Raw genomic sequence first — 14,870 nt, 5'->3', positions numbered from 1 at the left:
GGGATGGCTCAGCCCTTGACTGCGCCTGAGGTGAAGCCCTTGACGTAGTACTTCTGCAGGGCGAGGAAGAGGACGAGCGCGGGCAGCGTGAGGACGACGACGCCCGCGGTGGTGATGCCGTAGTCGATGACCCCCATCACCTGCTGGCGCATGTTCACCAGCGCCAGCGGCAGCGGCGCGTTGTCCATGCTGAGCAGGTAGAGCGCCACCATGAAGTCGTTCCACGCGGCCAGGTAGGCGAACAGGCCGACGGTGATGAGTGCCGGGGTGGCGGTGGGGAGCATGACGCGGAAGAACGCGGTGAAGGCGGAGCAGCCGTCGAGCTTGGCCGCCTCCTCCAGCTCGCCGGGGATGGAGGCGAACGAGTTGCGCATCATGAACACGCCCATGGGCAGCTGGAACAGCGTGAGCACCAGGCCGACGCCGGGCAGCGAGTTCTGCAGGCCGATCTTCTGCATCCACACGATCAGCGGGATCAGCAGGGCGGCGACGGGGACCATCATCACCGAGAGCACCAGGATGAACAGGACGTTCTTGCCCCGGAACCGGAAGCGGGCGAAGGCGTAGCCGCCGGTGGCCGCGCAGACCAGGGTGACGACGATGGCCACGAGGGAGATGACCAGCGAGTTGACCAGGTAGACCGGCAGTCCGCGGCCGTAGGAGAAGAGGGCGACGTAGTTGCCGAAGCCGAAGCCCGACGTCTGCGACGTTCCGGGGGCGGGCGAGACGGAGCTGATCACGGCCCACACCAGCGGTGCGAGGAAGGTGATGGCGATGCAGGAGGTCAGGAAGTAGAACAGACCCTTGGACAGCGGTGTGGACTTCACTTGTCCTCCTTGTCGGACACGCCCATGGCCTTGAGCTGGATGGCGTTGATGACCACCAGCGCGACGAGCACCAGCACGGACAGCGCTGCGGCCATGCCGAGGTCTCGCTTGGTCTCGAAGGCGTAGCGGTAGATGAGCAGGACGACGGTCATCGTCGAGTTGTTCGGGCCGCCCTTGGTGAGGACGTAGAACTGGTCGAAGGCCAGCAGCGAGCCCGTGATGGACATGATCATCGTCATCGCGATCGTGGGCTTCAGCAGCGGCAGCGTCACCTGGGTGAAGGTGCGCCAGCGGGAGGCACCGTCGATGCGGGCGGCCTCGTAGACGTCCTGCGGGATGCCCTGCAGTCCCACCATGGTGAGCAGCATGTAGAAGCCGGCGAAGCGCCAGACCACCAGGAACACCGTCGCCCACAGCGCGCCGTTCGGGGTGCCCAGCAGCGAGGAGTTCTGGTCCATCAGGCCGAGGCTCGCGAGGAGCTTGTTGATGGGGCCGACCTGCGGCGAGTAGAGCGCGTAGAACAGCACCGACGCCGACGCGATGCCGAGCGCGGAGGGCACGAGGATGGCGGTTCGCAGGATGTTGTTCCAGCGTCTCGCCTCCTGCACCAGCAGCGCCAGCCCGAGCGCGATGGGCATCAGGATGACCGTGGTCAGGACGGTGTACTTCAGCGTGAACCAGACGGAGTCCAGCAGCATCGGGTCCGCGAGGACCTTGCTGAAGTTCTCGACGCCGTTGAGGCCCTGGTTGCCGCCGAGCAGCGTCCACTTGGAGCCCGACATGATCACCACGAGGACGATCGGGGCGAAGAAGAGCACGGCCAGGACGACCGTCACCGGCGTGGCGAATGCCCAGCCTGTGGCCGCCTCACGTCTCACGTGAGCGCTGCGGGTCCTGCCCGCGACGATGCTCGGTGCTGTCATGAAAGTTCCTCTGTCTCCGGGATGGTGTGGGGGTGGGGCGGTGCCGCCCCACCCCCACAGTTGCCTCGCCGCGGACTAGCCGCCCAGAGTGGCGGTGATCTGCTCGTTGAGGGAGTCGACCTGCGAGCCGTCGGCCCAGACCGCGTCCTGGATCAGGAGCTGCCAGTTGGAGCCGGCCGCGTTGAACGCCTCGTTGAAGTAGATGGCCACGGGGGTGCGGCCGTCCTTGATGGTGGCGTTGGCGATGAGGGTCCGCTCGTCGGCGTCGGCGTAGCCGTTCTCGAGGACGCTGAGGCTGGAGGCGGTGTCGTCGTTGTCGGCGAACACCGTCTGCTGGGCCTCGTCGGACATCAGCCAGGACATGAAGTTCCAGGCCTGCTCGACGTTCTCGGAGCTGCGGGAGATGCCCAGGGCGTCACCGCCGAGGAAGGTGGACTGGTTGCCGTCGACACCGGGGATGCCGGCGACGCCGATCTCGAAGTCGACGGTGTCGAACAGGCCCGTCACCGCGGTGTAGGGGTACTGCATGACGCCGATGTTGCCCTCCTGGAACGGGGCGGTCCAGGTGGCGCCGGTCTCCTCCTTGGAGCCTGCGCCGAGGCCGTTCTCGGTGCTGGCGAGTTCGTTGTAGGCCGCGTAGACCGCCTTGGCGTTCTCGGAGGCGACGTTGGCCTGGGTGCCGTCGGCGCTGAGGGGCTCCTCACCGCTGGCCCACATCATCGGGAACAGCGTGAACACGAGCGCACCGCCCGACTGGCCGGCGAGGTAGCTGCCCGCCACGCCGTCCTTGCCGAGGTCCGCGACGGCCTTGGCCTGCTCGAGGAACTCGCCGACGGTGGTGGGGCCCTGCTCGGGATCGATCCCGGCCTCCTCGTAGAGGTCCTTGTTCCAGACCATCACGGAGATGTCGGTGACGAACGGCAGGGTGTGCATGCGGCCGTCGATGGTGCCGGCGTCGATGTGGCCCTTCTGGAGGTTGTCCACGTCCAGCGTGGAGATGTGGTCGGTGATGTCTGCGAAGACGCCCTGCTCCACCCAGTACGGGATGCGCACGACGTCACCGGCGAGGATGTCGGGAAGCGTGTCGGTCTGGATGGCGCCGCCCACCTTCCCCTCGACGTCGTCGTTCGGCAGGATCTCGAGGGTCACCTGGTTCTCGTGGGTGGCGTTGTAGGCCTCGACGGCGTTCTTGGCCTGGCGCTCCAGCGGGGCGCGCGTCCACATGGTCAGTTCCGTGCCGTCATCGATGCCCTCCGCGGACACTTCTCCACCGTTGGTGGCCCCTTCGGTGGGGTCCTCCGCCGGGGTTTCGCCGCCACAGGCGGTAAGGGCGAGGCTCAGGGCCGCGGCAGCGGCCAGGATCGAGCGAGACTTCATTTTGATCCTCTCTTCTTTGAGGTGTTGTGCTGCCGGTCCTGTCCCCCGGCTTTCGAAACCTTCGTAAAGGGTTGCGTGAATCATTTCACGCGTGATCAAGCAAGTCAAGAGTTCTAGAACCGACCAAGCCTTTAGGAGTTTTCGAAAGCTTTCGGATGTTCGAGCCGTCGATGTCCAGGCGTGTGTGCACGCCACCGGAGCTGGTGGGTCGGGTGGTGGGCTTGCGACTTGGTGGGCGGTCAGCCCTTCGGGAGCAGGATGCGGATGCCGACTTCGCCCTCGCCGCTGCGCTCCTGGATGCTCAGGTAGCCGTCGACGACGAGGGTGTCCACGTAGTTGCTGGTGCTGAACTCAGCGATCACGGCTCCGTCGGAGACGCGGTGGATCGTGGGGCGGTCGTAGTTGTCCATGACGGCCACCACGGAGCCGTCGGGGCTGACGGACAGCGGATTGCTGGACGGGATCGGTTCACCCCGGTTGTTGAACTGGAGCCCGATGTCGCTCAGGAGCGCCTCCCCGTCAGGGGAGAACATCACGGAGGTGGGGATCTTCTCCACCCCGATGCCCAGCATCTCCAACGGGTAGGTGGGGGTGAGGCCCAGGAAGACATAGGGGAAAGGCTGCACGGCGTACCCGCCCGCCGGGTTCGACAACTCGTTGCCCTCCCAGTCGAAGAACGCGGTGCCCGCCCCGTCGGTGTAGACACCGAAACCGTCCCACTGCACGTCAGTGAAGGCGTCATCGCTGTCCTGCTGGAACACCATTGATCCATCCGCCAGGTCTATGAGCTGGAGCACGTTGCCCGCCAACAGCGCCAGCCTGCCACCCTCCACCAGCGCGGCCTGGCCAAGTACGTCGTCGATGCCGGTGCTGTGCCGCCAGGCCACCTCGCCGGAGGGACCGAGCGCCAGCACCTCGATCTGGCCGAAGAGCGCACCTGATGCCGCGTGGTCGGCCACCAGGTAGATCGCCAGCTCGTCATGTGACCCGACCATCCGGATGTCCGACGGAAGGAACTGGGCGTCAACCTCGTAGGCGACGGTGCCGGCAGCGATGTCGACGCCGACCAGCGGCGCCGTGGTCTTGCCGGGGAAGTAGTCCTGCGGGACCTCGATGCTCGAGCACAGCGCCACGCCCTCGCGGGTTCCCACGGAGCACAGGTAGCTGGGGAACTCCCACACCTGTTCTCCCGTGGCCGTGGAGATCCCGTGCAGCACGTCGTCGAGCATGAACGCGTAGACGGAGCCGTCCGCGCTCAGCCCGACGGGCCGCGCGTTCAGACCCTCGAAGGAGACCTCGGTGGCGCCGGAGGCGTAGCCCTCGTCCAGCCAGCTCCCAGCCAGACCGCGCGGGTGCAGGTCCTCGGACGTCGGGGAAGGCGAGGGCGAGGGCGAGGGAGAGGGTTCCGGCCCGCAACATGTGGGGGACGGGGTACCCGACACGCTGGGTGACTGTGATGCAGGTCCGACGGGCGCGTCCTCTGCGTCGGAGGTGAGCAGTCCGTAGGCGACGAGTCCGCCGAGCACACAGGCCAGGACTCCGACCACCACCCACCAGAGGGAGCGGGTGCCGGATCGACGGGGCTGCGGGTGCGGGTGCTGGCTCACGGGTGACCAATCTAGGCCGTCCCGGGTTCGCCGCCCGGCCCGCTGGGCCGGAGACCACGCTGAAACGCTTCTGAACTCAGGCCATGGTGGCTACTGGGCGACGGTGTGGTCGCGGTGGTTTCGACTCGGTCCGGCTCGCTTCGCTCGCGCGGACCGGCTCAACCGGCGAGAAGCCCGAACCGGCTCAACCGGCGAGAAGCCCGGACCCGCTCAGTCGGCGAGGAGCCCGGACCGGCTCAACCGCAGGAAGTCGTCCCAGTTGCCGCGCACGTTCACCTCGCACACCTCGCGGCAGCGACGCACGGCCGCCTCGCCGCGGGGGCCCTTGCCGGCGGTGTCGCCGAGGTTGAGGACGCGGGTGATCCCACGGGCGGCGATGTCTGCCAGGACGGCCTCCAGCGCGGTCAGGTTGCCGTGGACGTCGGAGATGAGGGCGATTCGGTCCAGGGTCACCCGGCCATCCTATTCATGGCCGGGAACCGTTCAGGACGTGAAGCGGACGATGTTGTTGAACACCCAGTCGGTCTTCTGGCGGTACTGACGCTGGCCATTGCCGTCGAGGTAGCCCTCGTGGAAGGTGGCGAGCACGAAGCTGCGGCAGCCGTCGGGCCCGGTCCAGGAGTCCCCGCAGCTGGTGCGCCACTGGCGCCCGTCGTCGGCCCGCCACTGGCCCTCGTTGGCAAGCGGGTTGTTCTTCCACTGGGACCGCGGCGAGGGCAGGTAGGTGAGGTTGTTGAACACGAAGTCGTTGACCTGCTGCAGCCTGCCGCCCACGTTCTTGACCTGGGTGGCGTAGATCTCTGCCCGGCAGCGCACGACGGTGGTGCTGTAGTCGCTGCACTCGGTGCGCCAGTGGCGCCCGTTGACGTAGTGCTCACCCGGGGTGGTGTAAACGTCCACGTCCGGGGTGTTCCCGTCAGGGTTGCCCGAGTACTGGAAGAAGTTGATGGTGGCGTACCAGAGGCCTCCGGAGGCGCGGGCGATGCCGATGCCGACGTGGGTGTACTTCGCGTCGCGCATGATCGCCTCGTGGCCGGGTGAGTTGATCCACTGGTTGATGAACTGCTGCGCGCTGCCCGACGAGTTCAGGGCGATGATCTCGCCCGCGGCGCGCCAGCCGGCCGGCACGCGGGAGTCGTCGTGGTAGTGCGGGTTGTGGTTGAAGTCTCCGGTGTCGGCCATGTGCACCGTCCAGTCGCGCGCGACGGGGGTCAGCGCGGTGCTGACGGTGACGGCCGGGGCACCCTTCTGGGCGCGGTAGGAGTTGAGTCCGGCCAGCATCTGCTGGACCTTCGCGGGCTCGTTGACGTTCGTGGCCGCCTGCGCGCCCTGTGGCACGACGAAGGCGGTCCCCAACAGCACCAGTAGCGCCGCCAGGCGGGTGAACCAGGCATTCCGGGTCTTGTTCATCGGGGCTCCTCGAATCGGTCAGAGTTCCCCCGGGGCGGCAAGCGTAACCCCGACGTGGGTCACTCCCCGATGCCCCGTCTCAGCCGCGGGTGGCCCCCTCGAGCATGCCGTTGATGAAGTAGCGCTGGCCGAACACGAACGCGACGACGATGGGCGCGGCGATGATGACACCCGCCGACGCCATCAGAGCGGTGTCGGCGGTGTACTGGCCCTGGAACACGTTCAGCGCGAGGGGCGCCGTTGCCCACGTCTTGTAGGGCGACATCACCAGCGGGATCAGGAACTCGTTCCACGTCCACATGAACATCAGCACCGCGACGGTGGCGAGCGACGGCAGCAGCGGCGGCACGCAGATCCGCCAGAGCGCGCTCCAGCTGGTGCTGCCGTCGATGGCAGCGGCCTCGAGGAGGTTCTCGGGCAGCGCCCGGAACTGGGCTCGCATCCAGAACGCTCCGAACGCCGTCGACTGCGCGATCTGCGGCAGCGCAACACCCCAGATGGTGTCGGTGAGGCCGATGGCCTGGAAATCGAAGAACAGCGGGATGACGATGGCCTCGGCCGGGATCATCAACCCCAGCAGGAACAGGTAGAACAGCAGTGTGGAGCCGGGGAAGCGCATCGTCCCGAACGCGTACCCGGCGAGCACGGACAGCGCCAGCGCCGACGTGACGACGAGCGCGGCGACGGCGAGGGACCGGCTGAGCGCGCTCCCGAAGTCGCCCTGCGCCCAGGAATCGGCGAAGTTGCCCCAGTGCAGCCCGCCGGTGGCGACGCCGAGCTGCGGCCCCAGCGCGGTCGCGAAGATCGTGGCCACGGGGGCCACGGCGAACAGCGCGAACAGCGTGAGGACGACGTAGTTGAGCGTCCGTTCGGTGCTGGAGACCCTCATCGCGGCCTCCGTTCCTCACCGACGCGGCTGACGAAGACGTTGATGATGAACACCAGCACGGTCAGCACCACCGCCACGGCCGCGGCCGAGCCGATCTGCTTGTGGTTGAACGCACGGTTGAACACCTCGAAGGCCGGCACCGTCGTCGCCGTCCCGGGGCCGCCGCGGGTGGTCATGTAGACGAGGTCGAAGGTCTTCAGGGCGGCGATGATGGTCAGCACCAGCGCCGTCGCGATCTCGCCGCGGATACTGGGCAGGGTGACGGCGAAGAATTCGCGGACGGGTCCCGCGCCGTCGAGCCGGGCCGCCTCGTAGAGCTCGCCCGGGATGCGCGTCATGCCGGCCAGGAGCAGGAGCATCACCAGGCCGGTCTCCAGCCAGAAGCCGATGATGCCGACGGCGGACAGCGCGAAGTCGGCGCTGCCGAGCCAGCCGACGTCGGAGTCGATCCCGAACAGGCCGAGGAGGCTGTTCAGACCGCCGGATGGTGCGTAGATCTGGCGCCAGGCGACGGCCACCACCACCAGCGCGATCACCTGCGGCAGGAAGATCAGCGCCCGGTAGACGCCGAGGCCGCGCACCTGTCCGCGGCGCAGCACGGCGGCCAGCACCAGCCCCACCGCAAGCGGCAGCAGGGAGTAGAACACGATCAGCACCAGGGCGTGCCAGATGGCGGCGAGGAAGGCGCGGTCGCCCAGCAGCGACGTGTAGTTGTCCAGGCCGACGAAGGTGGCCGCGCCGAAGCCGGACCACTCGTAGAACGAGTAGCTGATGGTCCGGCCCAGCGGGTACAGCATGAAGGCGCCGTAGACCACCAGGGCCGGCAGCAGGTAGAGGTAGGGCGCGGCCCGGGAGCCGGCGACGGCCGACGGCCGCCCCCAGCGCCGGGGCGCCCGGACCTCAGCCCGTGAAGGCGGCGTAGTCATCCTCGAACGCCTGCAGCACCTCTTCGGGCGTGCGCTGTCCGTCGAGTGCCTCCTGCAGGCCCTGACCGGCGGTGTCGGCGAAGGTCGGGGTGGCGTAGTCCAGGTACGGCAGCAGCGTGCCCTCCTCCGAGACCGTGCTGAAGGCGGTGTAGATGTCGTTCTGCACGCCGCTCTCCGGCGCCAGGTCCGCCGTGTTCAGCACCGGCATGCCACCGTTCTCGGCGATGATCTCCATCGCCTCCTCGGTGGTGATGAAGTCGATGTAGGCCGCCGCCACCGCGACGTTGTCCGCCTTGGCCGGGACGGAGAACGGAATGCCGGTGCCGCCGGTGGTGGCCACCTGGCCGTCGAGTCCGGGCGGCGGGGCCATGAAGCCGAGGTCGTCGCCCATCACGGCCTCCATGTCGGTGCCCAGCCAGTTGCCGGCGGGCAGGAAGACGCCCGTGCCGGTGGTGAAGTCCGCCCAGGCGGCGTCGTAGTCGGTGCCGTTCGGGGAGGAGCCGAAGTAGCCCTCGGCGCCCCAGGTGGCGAACTGTTCCATCGCGGCGACGTTGCCCTCGTCCAGCCAGGACGCCCCGGCATTGCCCATGCCCAGGGCGACGATGTCGTCGGCCGGGACGTGGTTGGCCTGCAGCGGACCGAAGACGTGCAGGGCCGGCCACTGGTCGATGTTGCCCAGCACCATCGGCAGCTCACCCGCCTCCAGCGCGGCGTCCAGGGCTGCGTGGTACTCGTCCCACGTCGTCGGTACCTCGAGGCCCAGCTCGTCCAGCTTGGACCGGGAGTAGAAGATGCCGACGATCTCACCGGTCTGCGGGAGACCGTAGAGGTTGCCCTCGCCGAAGGTGGTGCCGTCGGCGGAGTAGCGGACCTTGCCGAGCACCGAGTCCGGGAACCGGTCGGTCCAGCCGTAGGCGTCGGCGTACGGGGAGAGGTCCGCGAGCTGCCCGGCCGCGACGTACTGACCCATGTCGCCGCGGGCGTTGTTGACCTGCACCACGTCCGGGACGTCGTCGCCGCCGAGCGCGAGCGCGATCTGCTGCTGCAGGTCCTCGTTGGCCTGGCTGGTGCGGTTGATGGTGACGTTGGGGTACTTGTCCTCGAAGGCGGCGTTCAGGGCCTCGAGGGCGTCGTTCTGGGACCCGCGGACCTCCTGGTCCCAGACCACGAGTTCGACGTCGCCGAGCGAGCCGATGTCGGTCTCCACGTCGATGATGGTCTCCCCGCTGTCAGGTTCCTCCGACGGGGTTCCGCTGCCCGGCGCGCAGGCCGTGAGGGCCAGGGCACTGACCAGCAGTGCGCCTCCGAGTGCGCGCAGCGAGCTGGATGGTCGAGACTTCATCGGGATCCTCCTGGGTACAGAACCGGTGGGTCCATCGTGCCAGAGTGGCGCCGTGGGAGATCCACTTGTTCGCCGAGGGCGGGGAGGTGGTGCACGGCGATGCCCCGTCGTAGTGACCGGGGTGCCCGGCACAATCGATGGGTATGAGTGGAACCGGAACAGACCCCCGAACCGCCCGCCGCCGCAAGCAGCGACGCACCCGGAGCTGGGGGGAGGACCTCCGCAGCATGCTATTCAAGTCCGCTCTGGGAGCGGTGTTCTGGACCGGCGCGGTGTTCATCGCCGCCACCGGTCTCCTGCAACAACCCAATGGCGACGTCATCGAGCCCACCGCCGTGTGGGCCGGCATCGTCGGTGGTCTCGCGGCGGGGGTCTGGGGGTTCCTGCAGGTGGACCTCCAGCGCCCCGGCGGTGGTCTGCGCACCGATGGGCTGCCGAGCCTGCTCTCCCTGGGCGTGCCCATCTCGGCAGTCATCCACCTCGCGGGCGTGATGCTCTGGCCCTTCGCGATCGACGGGTCCCACGGGAGCTTGGTCACGCAACTGCACTCCGAGCCCACCGCAGTCGTCCAGGTGGCGCTGTTCCTGGTGGGGACCATGGCTTGGTCGATGACTCCAATGTTCGGCTTCGCGAGCGGGAGGATGATGCTCGGGTTGCTCTCCGGCCTGCTGTTCCTGGTGGTCCTCGGCCTCGGGCTCTGGCAGGGGTTGGTGCTGTTCGACTCACCCGTCGAACCCGGCAGGACGCTCCTGTGGGCCGTGGTGGCCGCCCTCGGGTTCGCCGCGATGACTGCCGGAGCCGCCACCTTCGCCAAGAAGGCGTAGGGGTGCGCCGGTTCGGGATGACGTGCCGGACCGGCGATCCCGGGTCTACAACTCGATCCAGTAGCGACGCAGGCGCGGATCCCCCGGCTCCTCGCCGTCGACCACGTCCTCCAGCACCCCGCCGGCACCCTCGATGGTGCGGTAGGAGCCGACGTTGTCGTCGTCGCAGGTGACCAGGACGCGCTCCAGCCCCAGCTCGCGGCAGCGTTCCAGCGCGAGCGCCAGGCCGGCACGGGCGTATCCGCGTCGTCGCCGCGAGGGCCGCACCGAGTACCCGATGTGGCCGCCGAAGCGCCGCAGCCAGTCGTTCAGCTCGTGCCGGATGGAGACGAACCCCACCACCTCGTCGGCGTCGGTGATCCAGAACAGGTCGTTGTGGACCAGCCCCTTGGGCGGCGCGACGGACGTGTCGGCCATCGTGCGGGCCTTCTCCACGAGCAGGTCCAGCACCGACGGCTCCCCGGCCACCGGCGCCTTCAGGCCGGAGCCGTCGATGTGGACGCCGGCGAACTCCGCCACGGCTTCGGCCCAGCTGGGGAACAGCGCGACGGTGGGAGGGGTGAGCGCGATGGTCATGGCGCGAGCGAACCAGATCCCCGCTGCGGGCCGCAACCGCACGCTTGGCTTCCGGCCTCCCAGGCGCCCTAGAGTTCCCCCGTGCCCACCCGCGAAGAAGTCCTGAACACCGCGGCCGCCTGGCTGTGGATCCCCTACGACGCCGAGGTCCACGAGACCGAGCACGCCAAGGTGGTGGTCAAGGACGGCAAGGGCAGCGTCCACCGCGCCGAGGGCCTGCCCGCCGCGGAACTGGTGGCGCACGTGCGGGCGCTGACGCCTTCGGTCCCCACCGAGTGGGCCGTCCACGACCTGACCGTGCCCACCGACCTGGCCGAGACCCTCCTCGGGCTGGGCGCGAGCGTGAAGGAGGACTTCGACGTCCTCGCCCTCGACCTCGCCGGCGGCGTCCCGGACCTGGCCGTGCCCGACGACGTCGAGGTGCGCCGCGCGGACGGGCCCGAGGTCCTGGACCTGATCTACCCCGTCACCGCGGCCGCGTTCGGCACCCCCGTCGCGAGTCCTGCCTTCCGCGAGGGCGACATCGCCGACGTCGCCCGCCAGGTGGCCGCCGGAAGGGACCGCACCGTCTTCCGCTACCTCGGACTGGTCGACGGCGTCCCCGCGGCCCACGCCGGACTCACGCTCGACGACGGCGTCGCCAAGCTGTGGGGCGGTGGCGTCGTGGAGCAGTACCGGCGTCGCGGCGCCTACCGGGCCGTGATGGCCGCCCGGTTCACCGAGGCCGTCGAGCACGGCGCCCGCTACGCCCTGGTGAAGGCCCGCAAGGGCACCTCCAGCCCCATCCTGCGCCGCGCCGGGTTCGAGGTGTACGGCAACGAGGTGCACTACCTGCTGCCTCCGACCTGACGCCCGCCAGGCGCCCTGAGGTGCACTACCTGCTGCCCACGAGCGACACCCACCAGTCGCCCTGAGGTGCGAGCGCCAGCGAGCCTCGAAGGGTCTCCCGTCGAGCGCCTCAGTCCGAGTGCGCCGTCGCCGCGGTCTGAACCAGCTCAGCCGAAGCGCACGATGTTGTTGAACACCCACTTGGTGACAGTGCGGTAGCCACCGGCGGGGTTCACCTCGATCACGGTGCTGCGGATGTAGGCGCGGCAGCCGTTGCGGCCGGACGTGGCGGTGTCGCACTCGGTGCGCCAGGCCCGTCCCTCGCTGGTCCACTGCTTGTCGTAGCCCGCCTGCGCGTAGCCGCCCAGCGGGTTGTCCTTCCAGATGGAGCGCGGGCTGGGCAGGTAGGTGAGGTTGTTGAACACCCACCCGGTCCGCTGCACGTAGCGGCCGTCCACGAGTGCGATCTGCGTGGCCCGGATCTCCGTGCGGCAGCGCTGGGTGGTGGAGTAGGGCTGGCAGGTGGTGCGCCAGTCGCGGCCGCCGACGTGGTGCTCGCCGGGCGTGGTGTAGACGTCCACCCAACTGCCGTCGATGACGTCGACGTTGTACGTGTGCGTCCGCGGGGCGCCGTCGCCAGTGATGCCGCTGACGGTGACCGCGTAGCGCACCGATCCCTGCCCCTCCACCTCCGGCAGCTCCGGCATCTCCCACACCAGCCGGTCGGCGGCGCCGTAGATCACCCGGGCGGCCAACTCCCCCGTCGGCCCCGTCACCCGCACCGTGGCCGCGCTGAGCCTCGCCGTGCCCGTGGCCTGGATGGACCAGCGCCTGCTGGTGGGCACCCACTCGCTCGGGAAGTAGCCGGCCACGGGCCAAGTGGTCAGCTGCGGGGCCGTGGCGCGCGGCGACTCGTCGATGACCCACAACGCGTTGGTGTTGTTGGTGCTGCCGGAGCCCATGGTGGTGGTCTCCGGGCGCAGGATCCACCAACGGTGGCCGACGGCGGTGTTGTGGTAGCCGTAGTCGTCCATGTAGAGCTGGATCGGGTCCGGCACCACGTCCAGCGCGTCGAGGCCCCAGCTGATGGCCAGGTTCGACTTGCCGGCGGCCGTCGCACCCGCCTCCGAGTAGCAGCGCGATTCCGCTGCCGGGTAGTGCTCCAACGTGTCATTGGCGGCCATGATCAGGGCCGCGGCCTGCGCCGAGGCGCTGTACGACGGTGAGAACTGGACCGGCTCCAGGCCCGCCAGTCCGCGCACCAGGTTCACCCGGCGCAGGATCGCGGACTGGTAGGCGGCCGACACTGTGCCGGGGGCGCAGCTCGCCACCGAGCCGGTCCACCCCACGGGCGTCTGCGCCAGTTTCGTGTACTCACGATATGCGGCCCGCACCGCGTCAGCCTTCGAGGCATCGACGGTGGGTGCCGCGGCGGCATCGATCGGTGCCAGCACCGACGAGCCCAGCACGAGCGCAAGACTCACGAGGAGTGTGCGCAGAAGTCCCCCAAGTTTTTCCCCCATGAGAAATGAAAGCACGGATTCCGCGTCTCGGAGGGATCGGACTCGATCGGGCCGGGGCCGTTGGGTGCAACCGAGAGCTGGACTGTTGGAGACCTCGGTCACAACGGCCCGCTGAATGACGAAACCCGCACCGGCCGGGGCGGGTGCGGGTTCTTCGGTGGGCCTAACTGGACTTGAACCAGCCCCACCGCTCAATCATCTTTGGACCCTCTGAACCCAGTGAAATCAGCGGTCACTGCAGTTTGACTAGGAGTTATGGACTGATCCACAGGATACTTTTACGGCACAGCGCAGGAGGCTCAACGGGCTACACTGGACCCAGATCGTCCCCTATTCGTCCCCTGTCCAAGGGAGTAGGACACCATGAGCAAGCGCAAGGCGACGCTGGGAACCGTGGTCCGTAGCGGCCGGAACTGGCGAGCCCGCTACGAGCGGCTCGGCATCCGCCACACCCCGGGTCATACGTTCTCCACCGAGGCCGCTGCCTGTCATGGCTGCGCGGCGAGCAGACGTTGATTGACCGGGACACCTGGACCCCACCTGCCGCCCGCCGGGCTGGGGCCATGGCCGAGCAGGCCGCCACCGAGCTTACATTCGACATCTACGCCCGGGAGTGGATCACCAACCGTGTCACACCCAAGGGAAGCCCGCTGCATCCACGCACCCGCGCCGAGTACCTGAGGTATCTCACGGGCATCCTGCAGCCGCTGGCAGCCCGTCCACTGGTCAGCCTGACCGCCTCGGACGTGTCTCGTTGGCACGGATCCAATGCGTCGACCCCGAGCCTCAGACACAAGGCGTACGCGTTTGCCAAGTCCGTCATGGCCAGCGCCGTCGAGGTTGATGAGTTGGTATCAAAGAGCCCATTCATCGTTGAAAACGCCACCCGTAAGCCCGGTGCGAAGGTGAACCCCGACAGGGCCGTGAGGGCTCTGGACCATAACAAGGTCCGCCAACTGGCTGAACTGGTGCGCCCGAGGGATCGGGTACTCGTGTTATTGCTGGCGTACTGCTGCTTGCGCACCGGTGAGGCGTGCGCGTTGCGTCGCCGCGACGTGGAGTTCGGTACCGCCGACGGGTTGCCGTACGGCTGGCTGACCGTGGAGCGAGCAATCTCGAGCTACGGCGGTCAACGCCACGAAGGCGACACCAAGACCGGCGCGCAGGGTGAACGTGTAGTACCGATCCCGCCACACCTGCTGCCCGAACTCGACGCCCACCTGAGCCAGTGGGCCGGGACTGGCCGGGACGGCCTGCTGTTCCCGTCAACCAACCCAGCCATGGACTTCCGGACAAGTCAGCAGATCAACGGGCACGCTGAAGTGCTGGACAAGTCCGGGCGTGTACGGAAGGCAGGGTTCGGCTGGTATCACGCTCGCCGTGAGCTCGGGTTGCCACTCTTTCGGTTGCACTGGCTGAGGCACTGGGGAGCCACGCTGTGGGACGAGGCAGGCACGCCCGAGGCGATGCGCCGTGCCATTCTGGGACACGCCCAGCCGGGCATGACCGGGAGCTACACCCATCCAGACACTACGAAAGCGTCACCCTACGCGCTGCGCGTCTCCGAGTTGGCCGGGTGGACCTCGCACCGGTCACCAGGGCCCACGGCCACGTTCGGCCCACTGTTGGCTACCTTGGACGACGCCACGCTGGCCCAAGTACTCAGCAGACTCGAAGCCGACCAAGTAGCCGAGCTGGTCCCACAGCTTCCAGCGAAGCGCATCGCGGCTGTGCTGGGACAGATGAGGCACTCGGGATGGCGGCCACAGAATTCACCGTGAAGCAACGGAGACCGGAACAAGGTCCGAACCGTGAGCT

General features: G+C 68.3%; 15 protein-coding genes. 4 read left to right on the top strand and 11 right to left on the bottom strand.

The annotated features are described in order from the left end of the window. Positions 1-8: 8 nt before the first annotated feature. The 9 genes from ACYU7G_RS01755 to ACYU7G_RS01715 form a co-directional block, all read right to left on the bottom strand. Positions 9-827, bottom strand: coding sequence for a carbohydrate ABC transporter permease (locus ACYU7G_RS01755; protein ID WP_461104132.1), 819 nt, complete (start codon positions 825-827; stop codon positions 9-11). Further along, complete coding sequence (locus tag ACYU7G_RS01750) at positions 824-1,750, bottom strand: carbohydrate ABC transporter permease (RefSeq protein WP_461104130.1); 927 nt, start codon at positions 1,748-1,750, stop codon at positions 824-826. The genes ACYU7G_RS01755 and ACYU7G_RS01750 overlap by 4 nt, the downstream gene beginning before the upstream one ends. A gap of 75 nt (positions 1,751-1,825) precedes the next feature. Continuing rightward, positions 1,826-3,127, bottom strand: a complete 1,302-nt coding sequence (locus tag ACYU7G_RS01745; protein ID WP_461104128.1) for an ABC transporter substrate-binding protein — start codon at positions 3,125-3,127, stop codon at positions 1,826-1,828. A 239-nt stretch (positions 3,128-3,366) separates the two neighbouring features. Continuing rightward, positions 3,367-4,734 carry a hypothetical protein gene (locus tag ACYU7G_RS01740; protein WP_461104126.1) on the bottom strand — a complete coding sequence of 456 codons (1,368 nt, stop codon included), beginning with the start codon at positions 4,732-4,734 and terminating at the stop codon, positions 3,367-3,369. A gap of 210 nt (positions 4,735-4,944) precedes the next feature. Then, positions 4,945-5,187 carry a metallophosphoesterase family protein gene (locus ACYU7G_RS01735; protein ID WP_461104124.1) on the bottom strand — a complete coding sequence of 81 codons (243 nt, stop codon included), beginning with the start codon at positions 5,185-5,187 and terminating at the stop codon, positions 4,945-4,947. A 30-nt stretch (positions 5,188-5,217) separates the two neighbouring features. Further along, positions 5,218-6,144: a CAP domain-containing protein gene (locus ACYU7G_RS01730; protein WP_461104122.1), complete on the bottom strand. Its 927-nt coding sequence runs from the start codon at positions 6,142-6,144 to the stop codon at positions 5,218-5,220. Positions 6,145-6,223: 79 nt separating this feature from the next. Beyond that, the gene (locus ACYU7G_RS01725) at positions 6,224-7,033 is read right to left on the bottom strand and encodes a carbohydrate ABC transporter permease (RefSeq protein WP_461104120.1); all 810 of its coding nucleotides are present in this window, start codon (positions 7,031-7,033) and stop codon (positions 6,224-6,226) included. Continuing rightward, complete coding sequence (locus ACYU7G_RS01720; RefSeq protein WP_461104118.1) at positions 7,030-7,959, bottom strand: carbohydrate ABC transporter permease; 930 nt, start codon at positions 7,957-7,959, stop codon at positions 7,030-7,032. Before ACYU7G_RS01720 ends, ACYU7G_RS01725 begins: the two co-directional genes overlap by 4 nt. Beyond that, the gene (locus ACYU7G_RS01715) at positions 7,934-9,301 is read right to left on the bottom strand and encodes an ABC transporter substrate-binding protein (protein WP_461104116.1); all 1,368 of its coding nucleotides are present in this window, start codon (positions 9,299-9,301) and stop codon (positions 7,934-7,936) included. Before ACYU7G_RS01715 ends, ACYU7G_RS01720 begins: the two co-directional genes overlap by 26 nt. Before the next feature lie 227 nt (positions 9,302-9,528). On the opposite strand from ACYU7G_RS01715, the gene ACYU7G_RS01710 reads away from it, so the two are divergent. After that, a complete protein-coding gene (locus ACYU7G_RS01710; protein WP_461104114.1) occupies positions 9,529-10,125 on the top strand; it encodes a hypothetical protein in 597 nt (198 codons plus the stop codon). 45 nt (positions 10,126-10,170) lie between these two features. Here ACYU7G_RS01710 and ACYU7G_RS01705 read toward each other — a convergent pair whose 3' ends face one another. After that, entirely contained in the window at positions 10,171-10,701 is a 531-nt protein-coding gene (locus ACYU7G_RS01705; RefSeq protein ID WP_461104111.1) for a GNAT family N-acetyltransferase, read from the bottom strand. A gap of 81 nt (positions 10,702-10,782) precedes the next feature. Between ACYU7G_RS01705 and ACYU7G_RS01700 the strand changes: the two genes are divergently transcribed. Next, entirely contained in the window at positions 10,783-11,550 is a 768-nt protein-coding gene (locus tag ACYU7G_RS01700; RefSeq protein WP_461104109.1) for a hypothetical protein, read from the top strand. Positions 11,551-11,696: 146 nt separating this feature from the next. Here the strand turns inward: ACYU7G_RS01700 and ACYU7G_RS01695 are convergent, their stop codons facing one another. Then, on the bottom strand, positions 11,697-13,013 hold the full coding sequence (locus tag ACYU7G_RS01695; protein WP_461104107.1) for a CAP domain-containing protein: 1,317 nt from the start codon (positions 13,011-13,013) through the stop codon (positions 11,697-11,699). 402 nt (positions 13,014-13,415) lie between these two features. On the opposite strand from ACYU7G_RS01695, the gene ACYU7G_RS01690 reads away from it, so the two are divergent. Continuing rightward, complete coding sequence (locus tag ACYU7G_RS01690; RefSeq protein WP_461104105.1) at positions 13,416-13,568, top strand: hypothetical protein; 153 nt, start codon at positions 13,416-13,418, stop codon at positions 13,566-13,568. A gap of 47 nt (positions 13,569-13,615) precedes the next feature. Next, positions 13,616-14,833, top strand: a complete 1,218-nt coding sequence (locus ACYU7G_RS01685) for a tyrosine-type recombinase/integrase (RefSeq protein WP_461104103.1) — start codon at positions 13,616-13,618, stop codon at positions 14,831-14,833. Positions 14,834-14,870 lie beyond the last annotated feature (37 nt).

This window comes from Tessaracoccus terricola, assembly GCF_054776555.1.
The sequence above is the reverse complement of the archived record's forward strand: the minus strand, read 5'-3'. Positions and strand labels throughout refer to the sequence as shown.